At 72.5% G+C, this 15315-nt stretch carries 13 protein-coding genes; 5 read left to right on the top strand and 8 right to left on the bottom strand.

From position 1 onward, the window contains the following. Positions 1–146: 146 nt before the first annotated feature. Positions 147–1265 (bottom strand): glycerate kinase, encoded by a 1119-nt coding sequence (locus ACZ5TL_RS03535; protein WP_468587975.1) that lies wholly within the window; start codon positions 1263–1265, stop codon positions 147–149. 187 nt (positions 1266–1452) lie between these two features. Here ACZ5TL_RS03535 and ACZ5TL_RS03530 point away from each other — a divergent pair, with 187 nt between their 5' ends. Then, complete coding sequence (locus tag ACZ5TL_RS03530) at positions 1453–2538, top strand: ADP-ribosylglycohydrolase family protein (RefSeq protein ID WP_468587246.1); 1086 nt, start codon at positions 1453–1455, stop codon at positions 2536–2538. A gap of 97 nt (positions 2539–2635) precedes the next feature. Then, the gene (locus tag ACZ5TL_RS03525) at positions 2636–3130 is read left to right on the top strand and encodes an NUDIX domain-containing protein (protein ID WP_468587244.1); all 495 of its coding nucleotides are present in this window, start codon (positions 2636–2638) and stop codon (positions 3128–3130) included. Positions 3131–3144: 14 nt separating this feature from the next. On the opposite strand, the gene ACZ5TL_RS03520 is transcribed toward ACZ5TL_RS03525, so the two are convergent. Further along, on the bottom strand, positions 3145–3345 hold the full coding sequence (locus ACZ5TL_RS03520; RefSeq protein ID WP_468587242.1) for a type II toxin-antitoxin system VapB family antitoxin: 201 nt from the start codon (positions 3343–3345) through the stop codon (positions 3145–3147). A gap of 94 nt (positions 3346–3439) precedes the next feature. Between ACZ5TL_RS03520 and ACZ5TL_RS03515 the strand changes: the two genes are divergently transcribed. Continuing rightward, positions 3440–4195 carry an SIR2 family NAD-dependent protein deacylase gene (locus ACZ5TL_RS03515; RefSeq protein WP_468587240.1) on the top strand — a complete coding sequence of 252 codons (756 nt, stop codon included), beginning with the start codon at positions 3440–3442 and terminating at the stop codon, positions 4193–4195. Here the strand turns inward: ACZ5TL_RS03515 and ACZ5TL_RS03510 are convergent. Genes ACZ5TL_RS03510 through ACZ5TL_RS03500 form a run of 3 tightly spaced genes read right to left on the bottom strand, consistent with a single transcriptional unit; the run spans position 4155 to position 6876 of the window. Next, positions 4155–4868: a bleomycin resistance protein gene (locus tag ACZ5TL_RS03510; RefSeq protein ID WP_468587238.1), complete on the bottom strand. Its 714-nt coding sequence runs from the start codon at positions 4866–4868 to the stop codon at positions 4155–4157. The two genes, ACZ5TL_RS03515 and ACZ5TL_RS03510, sit on opposite strands and share 41 nt — an antisense overlap. Positions 4869–4881: 13 nt before the next feature. After that, a complete protein-coding gene (locus tag ACZ5TL_RS03505) occupies positions 4882–5385 on the bottom strand; it encodes a methylated-DNA--[protein]-cysteine S-methyltransferase (RefSeq protein WP_468587236.1) in 504 nt (167 codons plus the stop codon). Positions 5386–5394: 9 nt separating this feature from the next. After that, on the bottom strand, positions 5395–6876 hold the full coding sequence (locus ACZ5TL_RS03500) for an AlkA N-terminal domain-containing protein (RefSeq protein WP_468587234.1): 1482 nt from the start codon (positions 6874–6876) through the stop codon (positions 5395–5397). A 131-nt stretch (positions 6877–7007) separates the two neighbouring features. Here ACZ5TL_RS03500 and ACZ5TL_RS03495 point away from each other — a divergent pair, with 131 nt between their 5' ends. Beyond that, positions 7008–7370 carry an ArsR/SmtB family transcription factor gene (locus tag ACZ5TL_RS03495; RefSeq protein WP_468587232.1) on the top strand — a complete coding sequence of 121 codons (363 nt, stop codon included), beginning with the start codon at positions 7008–7010 and terminating at the stop codon, positions 7368–7370. A 27-nt stretch (positions 7371–7397) separates the two neighbouring features. Here the strand turns inward: ACZ5TL_RS03495 and ACZ5TL_RS03490 are convergent, their stop codons facing one another. Then, positions 7398–11288, bottom strand: coding sequence for a glycoside hydrolase family 2 TIM barrel-domain containing protein (locus ACZ5TL_RS03490; RefSeq protein ID WP_468587230.1), 3891 nt, complete (start codon positions 11286–11288; stop codon positions 7398–7400). Positions 11289–11536: 248 nt separating this feature from the next. Further along, positions 11537–12367, bottom strand: a complete 831-nt coding sequence (locus ACZ5TL_RS03485; protein ID WP_468587228.1) for an alpha/beta fold hydrolase — start codon at positions 12365–12367, stop codon at positions 11537–11539. 152 nt (positions 12368–12519) lie between these two features. Here ACZ5TL_RS03485 and ACZ5TL_RS03480 point away from each other — a divergent pair, with 152 nt between their 5' ends. After that, positions 12520–14565 carry a SpoIIE family protein phosphatase gene (locus tag ACZ5TL_RS03480; protein WP_468587227.1) on the top strand — a complete coding sequence of 682 codons (2046 nt, stop codon included), beginning with the start codon at positions 12520–12522 and terminating at the stop codon, positions 14563–14565. Between the two features lie 243 nt (positions 14566–14808). Here the strand turns inward: ACZ5TL_RS03480 and ACZ5TL_RS03475 are convergent, their stop codons facing one another. Then, positions 14809–15249: an SHOCT domain-containing protein gene (locus tag ACZ5TL_RS03475; RefSeq protein WP_468587225.1), complete on the bottom strand. Its 441-nt coding sequence runs from the start codon at positions 15247–15249 to the stop codon at positions 14809–14811. Positions 15250–15315 lie beyond the last annotated feature (66 nt).

Raw genomic sequence — 15315 nt, 5'->3', positions numbered from 1 at the left:
CCCACCGCTTCACGGGTGTGGCCCGGGCCTCGAAGGCCCGGGCCACACCCGTTTCGCGTCCGAGGGCGTCCGCTGACGGCAAGGTGGAGGGCCTCACCAGCGGCAGCTGCGTCAGGGATCCGGACGGTGAGCTGATCCCTGACGGGTCAGGTCAGGAAGTCCCGCCCGATCCGCTCCGCCACCCGCTCCAGGATCGGCCCGGCCTCGGCGATGCACCTGGCCACGTCCGGCTCCGCATCCGTCAGGGGGTAGGCCCGCCGGATGCCGGCCCGGCCCAGGGCCTCGGGCTGGAGGGCCAGGCGGCCGCAGACCGCGACGACCTCCTTGCCGGCGGCTCGGGCCGCCGCGGCGACGCCCGCCGGGGCCTTGCCGTGGAGGGTCTGCTCGTCGAGGGAGCCCTCACCGGTGATGACAAGACCGGCACGGTCCAGGGCGGGGGCGAAGCCCAGGACGTCCAGCATCACCTCGATGCCCGGGCGGAAACGGGCGCCCAGCAGCAGCGCCCCGAAGCCGATGCCGCCCGCCGCGCCCGCGCCCGGCGAGGCGGCGTACTCGGCGGCCTTCGGACCGGCCGGTCCCTCCAGGACCTTCGCGAAGTGCGTGAGGGCGGCGTCCAGGGTCCGCACGTCGTCCGGCGAGGCCCCCTTCTGTGGGCCGTAGACCGCGGGCGCGCCCTTCGGGCCGGTCAGCGGGTTGTCGACGTCGCTCGCGAGGACCAGTTCCACGTCGGCGAGGCGCGGGTCGAGGCCTGACAGGTCCGCCGACGCCAGTGCGGCGAGGCCGCCGCCGCCCGGCGGCACCGGCTCCCCGTCCGTGTCCAGGAACCGGGCGCCCAGCGCGGACAGCATCCCGGCGCCGCCGTCCGTGGTGGCGCTGCCGCCGACCCCGAAGACGATCGTGCGGGCGCCCGCGTCCAGGGCGGCCCGCAGCAGCTCACCGGAGCCGTAGGTGGACGCCGTCAGCGCGGCGAAGACGCCGGCGGGCAGCCGCTGCAGTCCGCTGGCCTCGGCCATCTCCACGACCGCGGTGCCCTCGCGCAGCGCGAACGCCGCCGTCACCTCGTCGCCGAGCGGGCCGGCGACCCGTACCTCCCGGCGTTCGAACCCGGCCGCGACCGCCGCGGCCACGGTGCCGTCGCCGCCGTCGGCCACGGGCAGCGCCTCGACCTCGACGTCCGGCACGGCGCGGCGCAACCCGGCCGTGACCCGCTCGGCGACCTCCACGGCCGTCAGCGACCCCTTGAACTTGTCCGCGGCGACGAGCACCCGCTGTGTCCCGCGGGTGTCGCTCACTGCAGCGTCCGCCACTTGCACTCCCCTTGCTCTCGGGGCCCTCACGCACGTCAAGGCCAGTCGCGCCGCAGTGACCTTAACCGGAGGACACCCCCGTCGTCATGCGGGTGCCCAGCCCGTGGACCGCGCCCTTCGGCCCCGAAAGGGGTAGACCGTAACCATGACCACTGCCGGCACGGAGACAAGCACCGGGACACAGCTCGCCGACCGCGTCCTCGGCGGCTGGCTGGGCCGCGTCGCGGGGAACATGCTCGGCAAGCCGGTCGAGCAGGGCGAGGTGTGGACCCGCGACCGCATCGACCGCTACCTGCGGCAGGCCTCCGCCCTGCCGCTGACCGACTACCTGCCCGAGCCGATCAGCGAGAGCGACGGGTTCGAGCTGCGCCCCGAGTGGCGCCAGTGCGTGCGCGGCCGTATCCACGGCAGCTGCCGTGACGACGACGTCGACTACGCGATCCTCGGCCTGGACCTGCTGGAGACCCACGGCTTCGGCTTCAGCACCGAGCAGGTCGGCGACCTGTGGCTGCTGCGGCTACCGTACCTGCAGACGTTCACCGCCGAGCGGGTCGCGTACCGCAACCTCGCGAACGGGCTCAAGCCGCCGCTGACGGCGACGTACGACAACCCGTACCAGGAGTGGATCGGGGCACTGATCAGGGCCGACATCTTCGGCTGGACCTGCCCGGGCGTGCCGCGCCGGGCCGCCTCGCTGGCCCGGCGGGACGCGGTGCTGTCGCACACCGGCAACGGGGTCTACGGGGCGATGTGGGCGGCGGCGCTGATCGCGGCGGCGTTCACCGCGCCCACCGTGCGGCACGCGGTCGACGAGGCCCTGGCCGTGATCCCGGCCAGCAGCCGCCTCGCCCGTACGGTGCGCCGGGTGGTCTCGCTGCACGACACCCGGATGTCCTGGCAGGACACGCTCACCACGGTCTCCGAGGAGACCCTCGGCATGGGCTGGATCCACACCGTCCCGAACGCCGCCGTCCTGACCGCCGGCCTGCTCTACGGCGACGGTGACTTCACCCGCACCATCACCCTGACCGTCCGCGGCGGCCTGGACACCGACTCCAACGGCGCGACGGCGGGGGCGGTGGCCGGGGTGTTCGGCGGGGCGGCGGTCATTCCTCAGCAGTGGACGGTTCCCCTGGAGGACACGGTCCGCAGCGCGGTGTTCGGCTTCGACGGGGTGCGGATCAGCGAGCTGGCGGAGCGGACGCTGCGGCTGGCGGAGCGGGGGGCCTGACCGGCGCGGACCGGCCTTTCCCGCCCCCGCGTCCCCTCCGGGCACAGCCGCGTCCTCCCGTGCGGACGGGGCGGGGTGCGCCGGTTACCCTGCATCGATGACCACCTCTGCCGACTTCGCCGCCTACATCGCCTCCCTGCCCCGCGTCCTGGCCGGAGCCGCCGCGCTGTTCCGGGACGGCGAGGGCCGGGTGCTCCTCGTCGAGCCCAACTACCGGGAGGGCTGGGCGCTGCCCGGCGGCACGGTCGAGTCCGATGACGGCGAGACCCCGCGGCAGGGCGCGCGGCGGGAGACGGCCGAGGAGATCGGCCTGGACCGGGAGCTCGGCCGACTGCTGGCGGTGGACTGGGTGCACGGCACGGGCCGCCCCCCGCTGGTGGCGTACCTGTACGACGGCGGGGTGCTCGGCGAGGACGACATCAAGGCGATCCGTCTCCAGGAGGAGGAGCTGCTGTCCTGGCGCCTGGTCCCGCGCGAGGAGCTGCGCGGCCATCTGCCGGGCGCCCTCGGCCGCCGCGTCCTGGCCGCCCTGGACGTCCTGGCGGAGGGCTCGGGCACGGCGGAGCTGGAGAACGGGCACCGGGTGGCCTGAACGGCGCCGGCTGCTCAGCCCTCGGCTTCCCGGGGTTTGACGTCGACCTCGCGCAGCGCCTCGTCGCGTGCGGCCACGCGGGCCTCGGTGCGGTGGCCGCGCTCGACGTAGTCGCGGAGGACGAGTTCCACGGCGTCCTGGGGGCTGCCCACCCCGGCGAGCACCATGGCTTCCACGACGAGTTCGGCATCGAGCGAGACAGTGACCTTGGCCATGGGCGGACAGTAACACCGGTCCGGTCACCGCGGCATCGGCAGCACCGTGATATCCGCCCGCCGCTCCCCCACGGCCCGGCCTACCCTCGGCGACATGGCCAAGCCCCTTGTCGCCCTGCTCACCGGTGCCGGTATCAGCACGGACTCCGGCATCCCCGACTACCGCGGGCCGAACGGGCTGTGGCGGCGGGATCCGGAGGCCGAGAAGCTCGTCACGTACGAGTACTACATGGGCGATCCGGAGATCCGCCGGCGCTCCTGGCGGATGCGGCGCGCGAACCGGACGCTGCAGGCGGAGCCCAACGCCGCGCACCGGGCGGTGGCCGAACTGGAGCGGTCCGGGGTGCCGGTGCGGGTGATCACGCAGAACGTGGACGGGCTGCACCAGCTCGCCGGAATGCCCGCCCGCAAGGTGCTCGAACTGCACGGCACGGCGCGCAGTTTCGTGTGCACCGGCTGCCATGTCCGGGGCTCGATGACGGACGCGCTCGATCGCCTCGAGGCCGGTGAGGAGGATCCGCCGTGCCTGCGGTGCGGCGGGATCCTGAAGCCGGCGACGGTGATGTTCGGCGAGCGGCTCGACCCGGTCGTCCTCGGCGAGGCGGCCGCCATCAGCAAGGCCTGCCAGGTCTTCGTCGCCGTCGGCAGCAGCCTCCAGGTCCAGCCCGCCGCGGGTCTCGCCGGTGTCGCGGCCGACCACGGCGCCCGCCTGATCATCGTCAACGCCGAGCCGACACCGTACGACGACCGTGCCGACGAGATCGTCCGCGATCCCATCGGCACGGCTCTGCCGGAGCTGTTGCGCGGCCTCACGGCTCAGGCGCGGCCCGCAGATCGTCCAGGCGCGTGAGCGCGTCCCGGGCCTGGTCGCGCTCGGCTTCGGTGAGGCCGAGCGCGGCGGCCCGGGCGAGGGCGGTCGACGCCGTCTCCTCGTCACCGAGGCGTCCGGCTACGTCCGCGCGCAGGACGAGGAGCTGAAGCCGCTGCACGCGCGTCGGCGTCTCGTCCGTCAGGCGCAGCGCCCGGTCGATGACCTTGGCGGCGCCCGCCGCGTCCCCCTTGGAGTCCGCCAGGAGGGACGCGTGGTGCAGGGCCCGGGCGAACGTCTCCTCGGGGGCGGGCCCGTGGTGCCGGTCCGCGCCGGTGCGCTGTCCCACCCGGACGCAGTTGCCGCCCGGGTCGGTCATGAGGAACTGCCGCACGCCATACGTCATGTCCTTGAGCGGCCCGATCCGCGGCAGGCCCCGGGTGGGGATCCTGCCGTACGCCGCCTTGAGCCCGGCCCGGAACGCCTGGTACAGGCCGTCGACGTCGTCGGTCAGGACGTAGCAGGTGCTGATCGAGGCGGTCGGCTCGTAGTGCTTCATCGCGAAGAACTGCAGCTCGACGCCGCCGCGTGCCACGACGGCGTACGGGTTGGGGCTGCGCTGCCGGTACGTCACCTCGAAGCCGAGGGCGGTGTAGAAGTCGAGGACGGGCTGGAGGGTCCGGCACGGCAGGATCGGGATCGTCTGCTGCGGCATGACCACAGTCTAGTCAAATTTGATGAGTCGGGAGCTGGAAAAGGGCGGCCCCGCGTTCGAAGTCCAGCAGACGCTGCTTGCGCTCCAGCCCGCCCCCGTACCCCGTGAGGCTCCCGTTCGCGCCGATGACGCGGTGGCAGGGGACGATGACGCCGATGGGGTTGCGGCCGTTGGCGAGGCCGACCGCGCGGGAGGCGGCGGGAATGCCGAGGGTGTCGGCGAGTTGACCGTAGGTGCGGGTCTCGCCGTACGGGATGCGGCGCAGCTGGTCCCAGACGGCGCGCTGGAACGGGGTGCCGGTCAGGCGCAGTTCGACGGTGAACTCCTTCAGGTCGCCCGCGAAGTAGGCCTTCAGTTGCTCCGCCGCCTCCGCGAAGAGGGTGTCGTCGCGCGGGCCGAAGGTTTCCTGCGGTGGGCGGTGGCGCTGGCCGGTCATGTAGAGGCCGCACAGGACTCCGTCGTCGGCGACGAGGGTGAGGGGTCCGTACGGGCTGTCGGTCACGGAGTGCTGCTTCATGGAAGGTCCCTACGCCGGAAGGAAGTTGATCGGGTGGCTGTCGGTCGCCCAGAGGTACTGGACCGCGTAGGCCCGCCAGGGACGCCAGGCCGCCGCGCGGGCGGTGAGCGCGGCGGGCGTGGACGGCAGGCCCAGGTCCCGGGCGGCGTGGCGGATGCCGAGGTCGGTGGGGAGGAAGGCGTCGGGGTCGCCGAGGGCGCGCAGGGCGATGACGTCGGCCGTCCAGGGGCCGAAGCCGGGCAGGGCGAGGAGCCGCTCACGTGCCTGCGGCCAGTCGCTCTCCACGCCCAGCCGCAGGTCGCCGTCGGCGAGCCGCCGGACCAGGGTGGTGACGGTGGTGCGGCGGGTGCGGGGCATCGCCAGTGTCTCCGGGTCCAGTGCCGCGAGGGCCTCGGGGGCCGGGAAGAGGTGGGTGAGGCCGCCCTCGGGGTCGTCGACCGGTTCGCCGTGCGCGGTGACCAGACGGGCCGCGTGGGTGCGGGCGGCGGCGGTGGAGACCTGCTGGCCGAGCACCGCCCGGACGGCGAACTCGGCCTCGTCGACCGTGCGCGGGACGCGTCGGCCCGGCGCCTTGTCGACCAGTGGCGCCAGGACCGGGTCCGTGCGGAGCTGGTCGTCGATGGCGACCGGGTCGGCGTCCAGGTCGAGCAGCCGTCGGCACCGGCTGATGGCGACGGTCAGATCGCGCAGGTCGCTGAGGGTGAGGCGGCAGGCTATGTGGTCGGGGGTGGGCGTGAGGGCCACGATGCCGTGGCCGTACGGCAGCCGCAGGGTGCGCCGGTAGGAGCCGTCCCGCCACTCCTCCACGCCGGGTACGGCCGTCGCGGCGAGGTGGCCGAAGAGGTTGTCGGGGTTGAGCGGGGCCCGGAACGGCAGGCGCAGGGACAGCGCCCCGGGCGTGCTCGTGCCCTGCCGCTTCGGGACGCGGGCACGCAGCTCGCTCGGGGAGAGGGCGAAGACCTCGCGGACGGTGTCGTTGAAGGTGCGGATCGAGGCGAAGCCGGCGGCGAAGGCGATCCGGGCCATCGGCAGGGCCGTCGTCTCGATGAGCAGCCGGGCCGTCTGGGCGCGCTGGGCGCGGGCGAGAGCGAGCGGGCCCGCGCCGAGTTCGGCGAGCAGTTGGCGCTCGACCTGCCGGGTGCTGTAGCCGAGCCGGGCGGCGAGGCCGGGCACGCCCTCGCGGTCCACGACGCCGTCGGATATCAGCCGCATGGCCCGGGCCACGAGGTCGGCGCGCTGGTTCCACTCCGGGGAACCGGGGCTGGTGTCGGGCCGGCAGCGCTTGCAGGCCCGGAACCCGGCCTGCTGACAGGCCGCCGCACTCGGGTGGAAGACCATGTTCTCCGGCCTGGGCGGCACGACCGGGCAACTGGGACGGCAGTAGATGCGAGTCGTCAGGACGGCCGTGAAGAACCAGCCGTCGAACCGCGCGTCCTTGGACCGGACGGCGCGCACGCAGCGCTCGGTGTCGGTGTGCATCCCCATCTGCATGCGTCCAGGATCGGGCACCGGGCGGGTCGGGGCTGGCGGGAATCCGACATCGACGTGCCCGGGGAGCACCGCCTCACCGGGACAGATGAAGATTCATTCATGTGTTCGCGTGCGACCGGTACGATGACGTCATGGGTCATGGAGCCGTCATCCCCGCGCAGGACGCCAGCGAGCGCGTACGCCTGGACGCGGACAACGTCGCGAAGGTCGCCACCACGCTCCAGGCCCTGTCCACGCCCTCCCGGCTGCTGATCCTGGCGCGCCTGCGCGAAGGCCCGCTGCCCGCCACGGAGTTGGCCGCCGAGGTGGGCATGGAGCAGTCCGCCTGCTCGCACCAGCTGCGGCTGCTGCGCAACCTGGGCCTGGTCGTCGGCGAGCGCCGGGGCCGCTCGGTGGTGTACGCGCTGCACGACCACCATGTCGCCGAGCTGCTCGACCAGGCCGTATACCACGTGGAGCATCTGCGCCTGGGCCTCAGCGACGCCGCCGACTGAGGCGGCGCCGCTGTCACACCGTTCGTCCTACTCGGTGGCCGTCCGCCGTCGCGAGGCGTCCATCGCCTCGCTCACGCGCGTCAGCGGACGCAGCCGGTAGGTGTACTCGTAGTCGCGGTCGGCGAACAGCTTGAACTCGTCGTGGGGGTGTGCCCCCCAGCTGTCGTCACCGCCCACGCCCGTCTGGCGGTGGTTGACCCGGAGGACCACCGCGTCCCGGGGCGCGAGCTGGTAGTCGTGGCGGGCCCCGACCGACAGGTCCTCCGGAGTGAAGTGCGAGGCGTTGACCTCCAGCAGCGACTCACCGGAGACGAGCAGTCCGCGCCCGCCGCGGTCGGTGAGCGCGGCCCAGCGGACGTCGGTCTTGTTGCCGTTCTCCTGGGGGCGCAGGTAGGAGGTCCACTGCCCGGAGACGGTCCCGGAGTACAGGCCGACGTCGGTGGCGTTGTTGCGGTCCCACATGTTCTCCTCCGGGCCCCGGCCGTAGTAGTGCAGCCGGTCCAGGCGGCGGGGCAGGAACAGCAGGGTGCCGACCTCGGGGAGGTACGGAAGGCTGGCCGCGCCCGGGTGCAGGGTGTTGTCGACCTTGATCTCGCCGTTGCCGAAGACCGTGTACGTGGTGCTGTACGTGGACGCCGTGCTGGTGGGCAGCGTGCCGGTGACGGTGATCTCAACGGCCCGGTCATCCAGGGGCCGCACCCGGACGTCCGCCACCTTCCGGTTCGCTCCGGCGTCGCGCCACGTCTGGTTGCGGGTGTGGTGGCCGTTGCCCCGGTCGTTGTCGGTGGGCGCCCGCCAGAAGTTCGGGACGGGGCCGGAGGTGATGAGCCGGTCACCGCCCGCCTCGTAGGAGGTGATGAGGCCGGTGCCCTTGTCGACGGTGAGTGAGAGGCCCTTGCCCTTGACCGTGACGGTTGTGTCGCCGTCGGTGTGCCGCAGGGCCGGCACGCTGCGCAGCGGCGCCGGCCGCACGCCCGGGCTGCCCGCGTCGAGGGCCAGCTGCTGCTTGGCCACCTCGAAGCCCGCCGTGGCCCACTTGGTGCGCTCCTTGGTGGTGAAGGAGAGCTGCAGGAAGTACTCGGTGCCGGGTTCGGGCCTCGCGGGCAGCCGGACCGGAACCTTGATGTCCTTGCCGGTCAGCGGTGCGACGTTCAGCTGGTCGCGGGTCAGCCGGCCGCGCTGGACGACCTTGCCGTCGGCGACGAGGGACCAACGGCCGTCGAACTCACGGAGGTTGGTGAACAGGTACTCGTTGGTGAGCCTGACGGCCCCGGGGCCGCCCGAGGCCGGGGCGACGTTGATCGCCTGGTAGATCTGCTTGACCTCGGCGGACTTGCCCGTGAGGCCACGGTCGGCGGTGATGATGCCGTTTCCGCAGAAGGCGCCGTCGTTGGGGTTGTCGCCCCAGTCGCCGCCGTAGGCGTAGAACGTCCTGTCGCGCGGGCGCTTCTCGGTGACGCCGACGGTGGCGGCGTCGAACCAGAACCGCACACCCTCGTCGTCCGGGCCGCGGCCGTCCGAGGCCAGTTCTGCGGCGCTGAGGGCGCGGGCGTACACGCGGGCCCGGCGGATGGTGCCGCTGAACTCGCGGGTCGGGTTGTCGATGTCGGTGGCGAGCGCCAGGGACGCCGTGTTGGCACCGGGGCGCCGGGTGGTGGTCCGGGTGCCGCGCACCTGGCCGTCGACGTGGAGGGTGAGCGTGCCCGCGTCCGCGTCGAAGACGCCGGCGACGTGGTGCTCCTTGCCGGTCCAGCCCTCGGGCAGGGCCCAGCTCGCGGTGACCCACTGGCCGCCGCCGTGGATGAAGAACTCCAGGTTCTTGTCGGTCTGCTTGAGGGCGTACTGGGTGTCGCCCTTGGCGATGAGCGGCTGATGCCCGCCGGTGACGTTCGGGGTGACCCAGGCCTCCAGCGTGAGGGAGCCGGTCAGGTCGAGGCGGCTGTCGCGGGGGAAGACGGTGCCGCCGGAGACTCCCTTGGCGCGGTCGAAGGTGCCCGCCGGTGCCATGATCTCGCCGCGCAGCGCGCCCGGGCCGGACTCGGTCAGCAGCTTCCGCGCCGGGGTGGGCCAGCGCAGGGCCTGGTCGGCGAAGTCCCAGATCCAGCCGCCCTGGAGGACCTCGTAGCGGCGGACGAGGTCCCAGTACTTCTTGAAGTTGCCGTTGGAGTTCCCCATGCCGTGGGAGTACTCGATCATCACGTACGGCCGGGTGTCGCTGGTGTCCTTGGCGCGCTGCTCGACCCGCTGCGGCTTGTCGTACATCTCGGAGCGGATGTCGCTGATGCCCGGGCGGTCGTCGCCCTCGTACTGGATGACGCGGCTGGGGTCGTAGGAGTGGATCCAGTCGTACATGGCGTTGAAGGTGGTGCCGCCGCCCGCCTCGTTGCCGAGGGACCAGATGACCACCGAGGCGTGGTTCTTGTCGCGGTGGACCATGTTCCGGGCTCGGACCACGCACGCCTCGGTCCACTCGCGGTGGCCGCTGCCGGGGAACTTGTCACGAATGCCGTGGGTTTCGAGGTTGGTCTCGTCCACGAGGTACAGGCCGTACTCGTCGGCGAGTTCGTACCACAGCGGGCTGTTGGGGTAGTGCGAGGCGCGGACGCTGTTGATGTTGAGCCGCTTGATGATCTCGATGTCCTCGACCATCTGCGCACGGGTGAGCGCCGAGCCGGTGACGGGGTGGATCTCGTGCCGGTTGGTGCCGCGGAAGGAGACCGGCTTGCCGTTGATGCGCATCAGGCCGTCCTTGAGCGCGAACTCGCGGAAGCCGATCCGGTGCGAGAGCGTCTCGACCACCTTCCCGGACGGGTCGCGCAGCCGCAGCACGGCGGTGTAGAGGTTCGGGTGCTCGGCCGACCAGAGCTTCGGCGACGGGACGGCTCTGGACGCCTCGGCGGTGGCCTCGTCGCCGTCCGGGACGTCGACGGGCTGGTTCAGGGGCCGGGACCAGACGGCGTGGCCGCGCGCGTCGTAGAGCTGGGTCTCGACGGTGTAGCGGCCCGCGCCCTCGCCGCCGTAGTCGCGCACGTGCGCGGTGACCTTGAGCTCGGCGGAGGTGTAGCCGTCGCCGAGCGGCGTGTCCAGTTTGAAGTCGCGCAGGTGCACGTTCGGGGTGGAGTACAGGTGGACCGAGCGGAAGATGCCGCTCAGCCGGATCATGTCCTGGTCCTCCAGCCAGTCCCCGTCGGAGTAGCGGTACACCTCCACGGCGATCTGGTTGGTGCCCGGCTTGAGGTGGGGGGTGATGTCGTACTCGGCGGAGGTGTAGGAGTCCTCGTGGTAGCCCACCAGCTCGCCGTTGATCCACACGTAGTGGGCCGACTTGACGCCCTCGAAGTGCAGGAAGGTGCGCCGGCCCGACCAGTTCCGGGGGACGGTGAACGTACGGCGGTACTGGCCGACGGGGTTGTAGCGGGTGGGGGCGGCCGGCGGCTGGGCGTTCTCGCCGCCGCCGTTGGGGCCCCACCAGGGGTAGGTGATGTTGACGTAGATCGGGAAGTCGTAGCCGTGCAGCTGCCAGGCCGAGGGCACGGGGATGGTGTCCCAGCCGGAGTCGTCGACATCGGTGCGGTAGAAGTCGGTGTCCCGGTCGTCGGGGCGGTCGGCGTAGGCGAACTTCCACCTGCCGTCCAGGCTCAGCCGGTACGGCGAGCGCTCGCGGTCGCCGGCCAGGGCCTGCCGGAGGTTCGCGTACGGCATGAGGGTGGTGTGCGGCGGCTGGGTGCCCACGCGGTACACGGCCAGGCCGTCGTTCCACTCCGGAGGGCCGTCGGCCGCCGGACGCCGGCCGGCCGCGTGCGCCGCGACGGGCGAGCCGGACAGAGCGAGCGCGCCGAGTACGGCGGCGCTCCCTTCGAGCAGACGACGGCGGCTGACGACGGGCCGGTCGGCGGGGGACGGGAGCGGGTGCGGCATGACCGTGGCCTTCCTCGGTGCGACAGGGTGCTGCACGGGCTGAGGGCACGTCAGACGCGGTCCCCAACTGCCCACCCGTGATGGGGGTTTCTGTTGGGACACGTGCAACTGACGGTGACAGAGCAACTGCTGAGCAGGCACACCCTAGGACTCGAACACAACCGAAGCAATGATCCCGTCGGACTTTGTGCGGTCCTGATGGTTCTCCGCATCCTCCGGCACTCTGACGTCCTCGATCGAAGGCCCCCTCAGGCCGCGAGGAAGGTGAGCACCTCGCTCGTCAGCCGGGCGGGCGCGTCCAGCGGGACGAGGTGGCCTGCCCCGGGGACGGGCACCAGCCGGGCGCCGGGGATCAGACCGGCCAGTTCCTGCCCCATGGCGAAGGGGATCCAGGTGTCCTCGGTGCCCCAGCACACCGTGACGGGCAGGTCGAGCGTCGGGTACAACGGCTGGATCTCGTCGGTGTAGCGCTGGTCGGCCTGTGCGATCTGCCGGTAGAAGGCGGCCTGTCCCCGCTCCCCCGTCCAGGGCTCCACCAGCGCGTCGAGCGCCGCCGGGCGCAGGCCGAGGTGGCTCGCGGACGTGACGTACTCCCGTACCAGGGCCCGGTGCAGCGATGACGGGAGCTGCTCGAAGACGTGGCTGTGCTTCCCGGCCAGCCGGAAGAAGGGGGACCCCCAGGGTTCCAGGGCCACCGGGTCGACCAGCGCGAGCCGCCGGTAGCGGGCCCCGTGCAGCAGATGGGCGCGCAGGGCCACGCATCCGCCGAAATCGTGCGCGACGACGGACGGCTCGCCAAGCCCCCAGTGCGCGAGCAGCCCGGTGAGGATCCGGCCCTGGGCGCCCAGCGAGACGTCCTGGTCCGGGTACATGTCGGAGGTGCCGTAGCCCGCCATGTCCCACACGTGCACGTGGTGGCCGGCGGCGGCGAGTGCCGGAGCGATCTCGTGCCACACGTACGACGAGAAGGGCGTCCCGTGCAGCAGCACGACCGGCTCGCCGCCGGGGTCGCCGAGCCGCCCCCAGCGCACCGTGCCCGACGCGGTGGCCAGACTCTCCCGCAACGTCCAGTCAGCCAAGATGCCGCTCCCTCTCCCTGTGTACCGGCCTTCGCAATGTGCCATTTCGGCGCGACAGTGTCGCTGCTCCGACCGTAATGTGACCTCATCGGACAGCCTGCGCAACGGATCTTGGCCGGACCTTTTTGCCGCGCCGGTGAGGAGCGGCTCGCATGAACGGGTATGCGACCTCGGATCGCGATGCCGTCGCGGCCGCGCCCGGCGGGCTGATGGACCTGCTGAAGGTCGCGGCCGTGGTCCTGGACGGGACCGGGCACATCGCCCTGTGGAGCCCCGAGATCGAGCAACTGCTCGGCTACACCGCCGAGGAGGCCCTGCGGCAGCGCGCCGACACGCTCCTGATCTCGCCCGAGAACCGGCCCCGGGGCAGGGAACTGTTCGCGCAGGTCAGCTCGGGGGCCCGCTGGGCCGGTGTGTTCCCGCTGCGGCACCGCGACGGCACGGACCGCGCCGTGGAGTTCCGCACGATGCGGCTCCTCGACCCCGACGGCCAGCCCCACCTGCTGGGCCTGGCCACGGACGCGACGACCGTACGGATCGTGGAGCGGGACCTCGCCCTCTCGCACAGCCTCGTCAACCAGACCCCGCTCGGCATCGCCGTCTTCGACAACGACCTGCGCTGGGTCGGGGTCAACCCCGCGCTGGAGCGGATGAACGGTGTGCCCGAGGAGGCCCTGCTGGGCCGCCGGGTCGGCGAGGTGCTCCCGGGCCTGGACGTGGAGGCCATCGAGTCCCGGATGCGGCACGTGCTTCAGACCGGCAGCCCCCTGCTCGACCAGCAGACCGTCGGCCGTACGGTCGCGGACGTCGAGGAACGGGCCTACTCGGAGTCGTACCACCGCATCGAGGGCACCGACGGCCGGGTACTGGGCCTGGCGATGGCAGTTCTGGACGTCACTGAGCGCCAGCAGGCCGCGGCCGAGGTCGCGCAGGCACGCCAGCACCTGTCGGTGATCGCCGACGCGGGGGTGAAGATCGGCACGACGCTGGACCTCCAGCAGACCGCCCGGGAGCTGGCCGACGTGGTCGTACCGCACCTCGCGGACCTGGCTGCCGTCGACGTCCTGGAGTCGGTCGTGGCCCACGGCATCATCACACCCGTGTCCGGCGGCGCACCGGCCGAGTTCAGGGCGCTGGCCGTCGCGGCGGGCTATCCCACCAACGCCATCCACGCCGCCGACCCGGTGGGCGAGCTGGCCACGTACGGCTCGTCGCGGGTCATCACACAGTGCGTCCGCAGCGCCCGCCCGGTGCTGGTCGAGCGCGTGGACACCAAGATGATGCGGCATCTGGCCCGGGACGCGCGGGCCGCCCAGGCCCTGCACGAGGCCGGTGCCCACTCGTACCTGGCGCTGCCGCTGATGGCCCGGGGCAAGGTGCTCGGCACGCTCTCGCTGTACCGCACGGTCAGTGAGCGGCCCTTCGACGACCGGGACCTGGCGCTCGCCTCGGAACTCGCCGCCCGCGCCGCCATCTGCATGGACAACGCCCGCCTCTACGGCCGGGAACGCGGCACCGCGCTGACCCTGCAGCGCAGTCTGCTCCCGGGCACGCCCGCGCAGCGGGAGGGGCTCGACATCGCCGCCCGCTACCGCCCGGCCCTCAGCGAGGTCGGCGGCGACTGGTACGACGTACTGCCGCTGGGGCCGGGACGCACCGGGCTGGTCGTCGGGGACGTCATGGGCAAGGGCGTCCAGGCCGCCGCGATCATGGGGCAGCTGAGCACGGCGACCCGGGCGCTGGCCCGCCTCGACCTGCCGCCCGCCGAGCTGCTGCGGCACCTCGACGACATCGCCGGCTCGCTGGGAGACGCGATCGCCACGTGCGTGTACGCCGTGTGCGACCTGGGGCGCGGTGTCTGCGAGCTCTCCAGCGCCGGTCATCTGCCGCCGGTGCTGGCCGGGGCGGACGGCAGCGCGAAACTCGTCGACGTGCCGGGCGGTGTGCCGCTCGGGGTCGGCGGCGTGGACTTCGGCACCGTGGAGGTGGACCTCGCGCCGGGCTCCCTGCTCGCCCTGTACACCGACGGGCTGGTCGAGAAGCGCGGGGAGCCGATCGACACCGGCCTCAGCACGCTGGCCCACCTGCTGCGGAACGCGGGGCCCAGCCTGCAGCGCACCAGTGACAGTCTGCTGAGCGCGCTGAGCCCGGAGCCCGACGACGACGTGGCCCTGCTGCTGGTCCGCACGCGCGCCTGAGCACCCGCTCCGCTCACCCCGCGCTCGGCCGGCGAGCCGGTGGCCGAGCCGTGCACGGGTCGTGCGGTCGCCGTCGGCCGCGCCCGGCGGACGCCGCGCAGCCGGCCCCCGCTGTCCGGGCGGGTTCAGCCGCCCGGACGGAGGGCCGCTCCGGCCTCACGGATTCATGAACCCTCAGATCGCGATCACCACCACAGAACCAGATCGAAGCATGTCGACCCCGTGCCTCGATTCTGTCGGCGGTCACGGCGCCGACGAGCCGGAGCCGCTCAGGACCAGCTCCTTCGCCCTGCGGAACTCGTCGTCCGTGATGTCGCCGCGGGCTCGGATCTCGGAGAGCCTGGCGAGTTCGTCGACGCTGCTCCCCCGCTCCCCGCCGCCCTTGGCGGTCTCTCGTACGTAGCTGTCGAAGGCCTGCTGCTGCGCGCGGGCCTGGGCCACTTCCCGCCGGCCCATGTTCTTGCCACGGGCGATGACGTAGACGAACACCCCGAGGAAGGGCAGCACGATGCAGAACGCCAGCCAGCCGGTCTTGGCCCAGCCGCTCAGGGAGTCGTCACGGAGGACGTCGAAGACGACCCTGAAGAGCAGCACGAACCACATGATCCACAGGAAGAACCACAGCATCGCCCAGAAGGCGCTCAACAACGGAAAGTCGTAGGCCAGGTAGGTCATCGCGCTCATGTCACTCCTCCGTACCGGGCGCCCGTCCGGCAGCTGTTCGTGCCGTACTCAGCGTGCGCGCTCACG

The sequence above is a fragment of the Streptomyces sp. NPDC033136 genome, assembly GCF_055578235.1.
This window is presented reverse-complemented; position numbering and strand designations above follow the sequence as displayed.

Excerpts from the sequence above, each read along its gene's own strand:
- ACZ5TL_RS03530 (WP_468587246.1), top strand. The coding sequence starts at position 1,453 with ATGACCACTGCCGGCACGGAGACAAGCACCGGGACACAGCTCGCCGAC.
- ACZ5TL_RS03525 (WP_468587244.1), top strand. The coding sequence starts at position 2,636 with ATGACCACCTCTGCCGACTTCGCCGCCTACATCGCCTCCCTGCCCCGC.
- ACZ5TL_RS03520 (WP_468587242.1), bottom strand. The coding sequence starts at position 3,345 with ATGGCCAAGGTCACTGTCTCGCTCGATGCCGAACTCGTCGTGGAAGCC.
- ACZ5TL_RS03515 (WP_468587240.1), top strand. The coding sequence starts at position 3,440 with ATGGCCAAGCCCCTTGTCGCCCTGCTCACCGGTGCCGGTATCAGCACG.
- ACZ5TL_RS03510 (WP_468587238.1), bottom strand. The coding sequence starts at position 4,868 with ATGCCGCAGCAGACGATCCCGATCCTGCCGTGCCGGACCCTCCAGCCC.
- ACZ5TL_RS03505 (WP_468587236.1), bottom strand. The coding sequence starts at position 5,385 with ATGAAGCAGCACTCCGTGACCGACAGCCCGTACGGACCCCTCACCCTC.
- ACZ5TL_RS03500 (WP_468587234.1), bottom strand. The coding sequence starts at position 6,876 with ATGCAGATGGGGATGCACACCGACACCGAGCGCTGCGTGCGCGCCGTC.
- ACZ5TL_RS03495 (WP_468587232.1), top strand. The coding sequence starts at position 7,008 with ATGGGTCATGGAGCCGTCATCCCCGCGCAGGACGCCAGCGAGCGCGTA.
- ACZ5TL_RS03490 (WP_468587230.1), bottom strand. The coding sequence starts at position 11,288 with ATGCCGCACCCGCTCCCGTCCCCCGCCGACCGGCCCGTCGTCAGCCGC.
- ACZ5TL_RS03480 (WP_468587227.1), top strand. The coding sequence starts at position 12,520 with ATGAACGGGTATGCGACCTCGGATCGCGATGCCGTCGCGGCCGCGCCC.
- ACZ5TL_RS03475 (WP_468587225.1), bottom strand. The coding sequence starts at position 15,249 with ATGAGCGCGATGACCTACCTGGCCTACGACTTTCCGTTGTTGAGCGCC.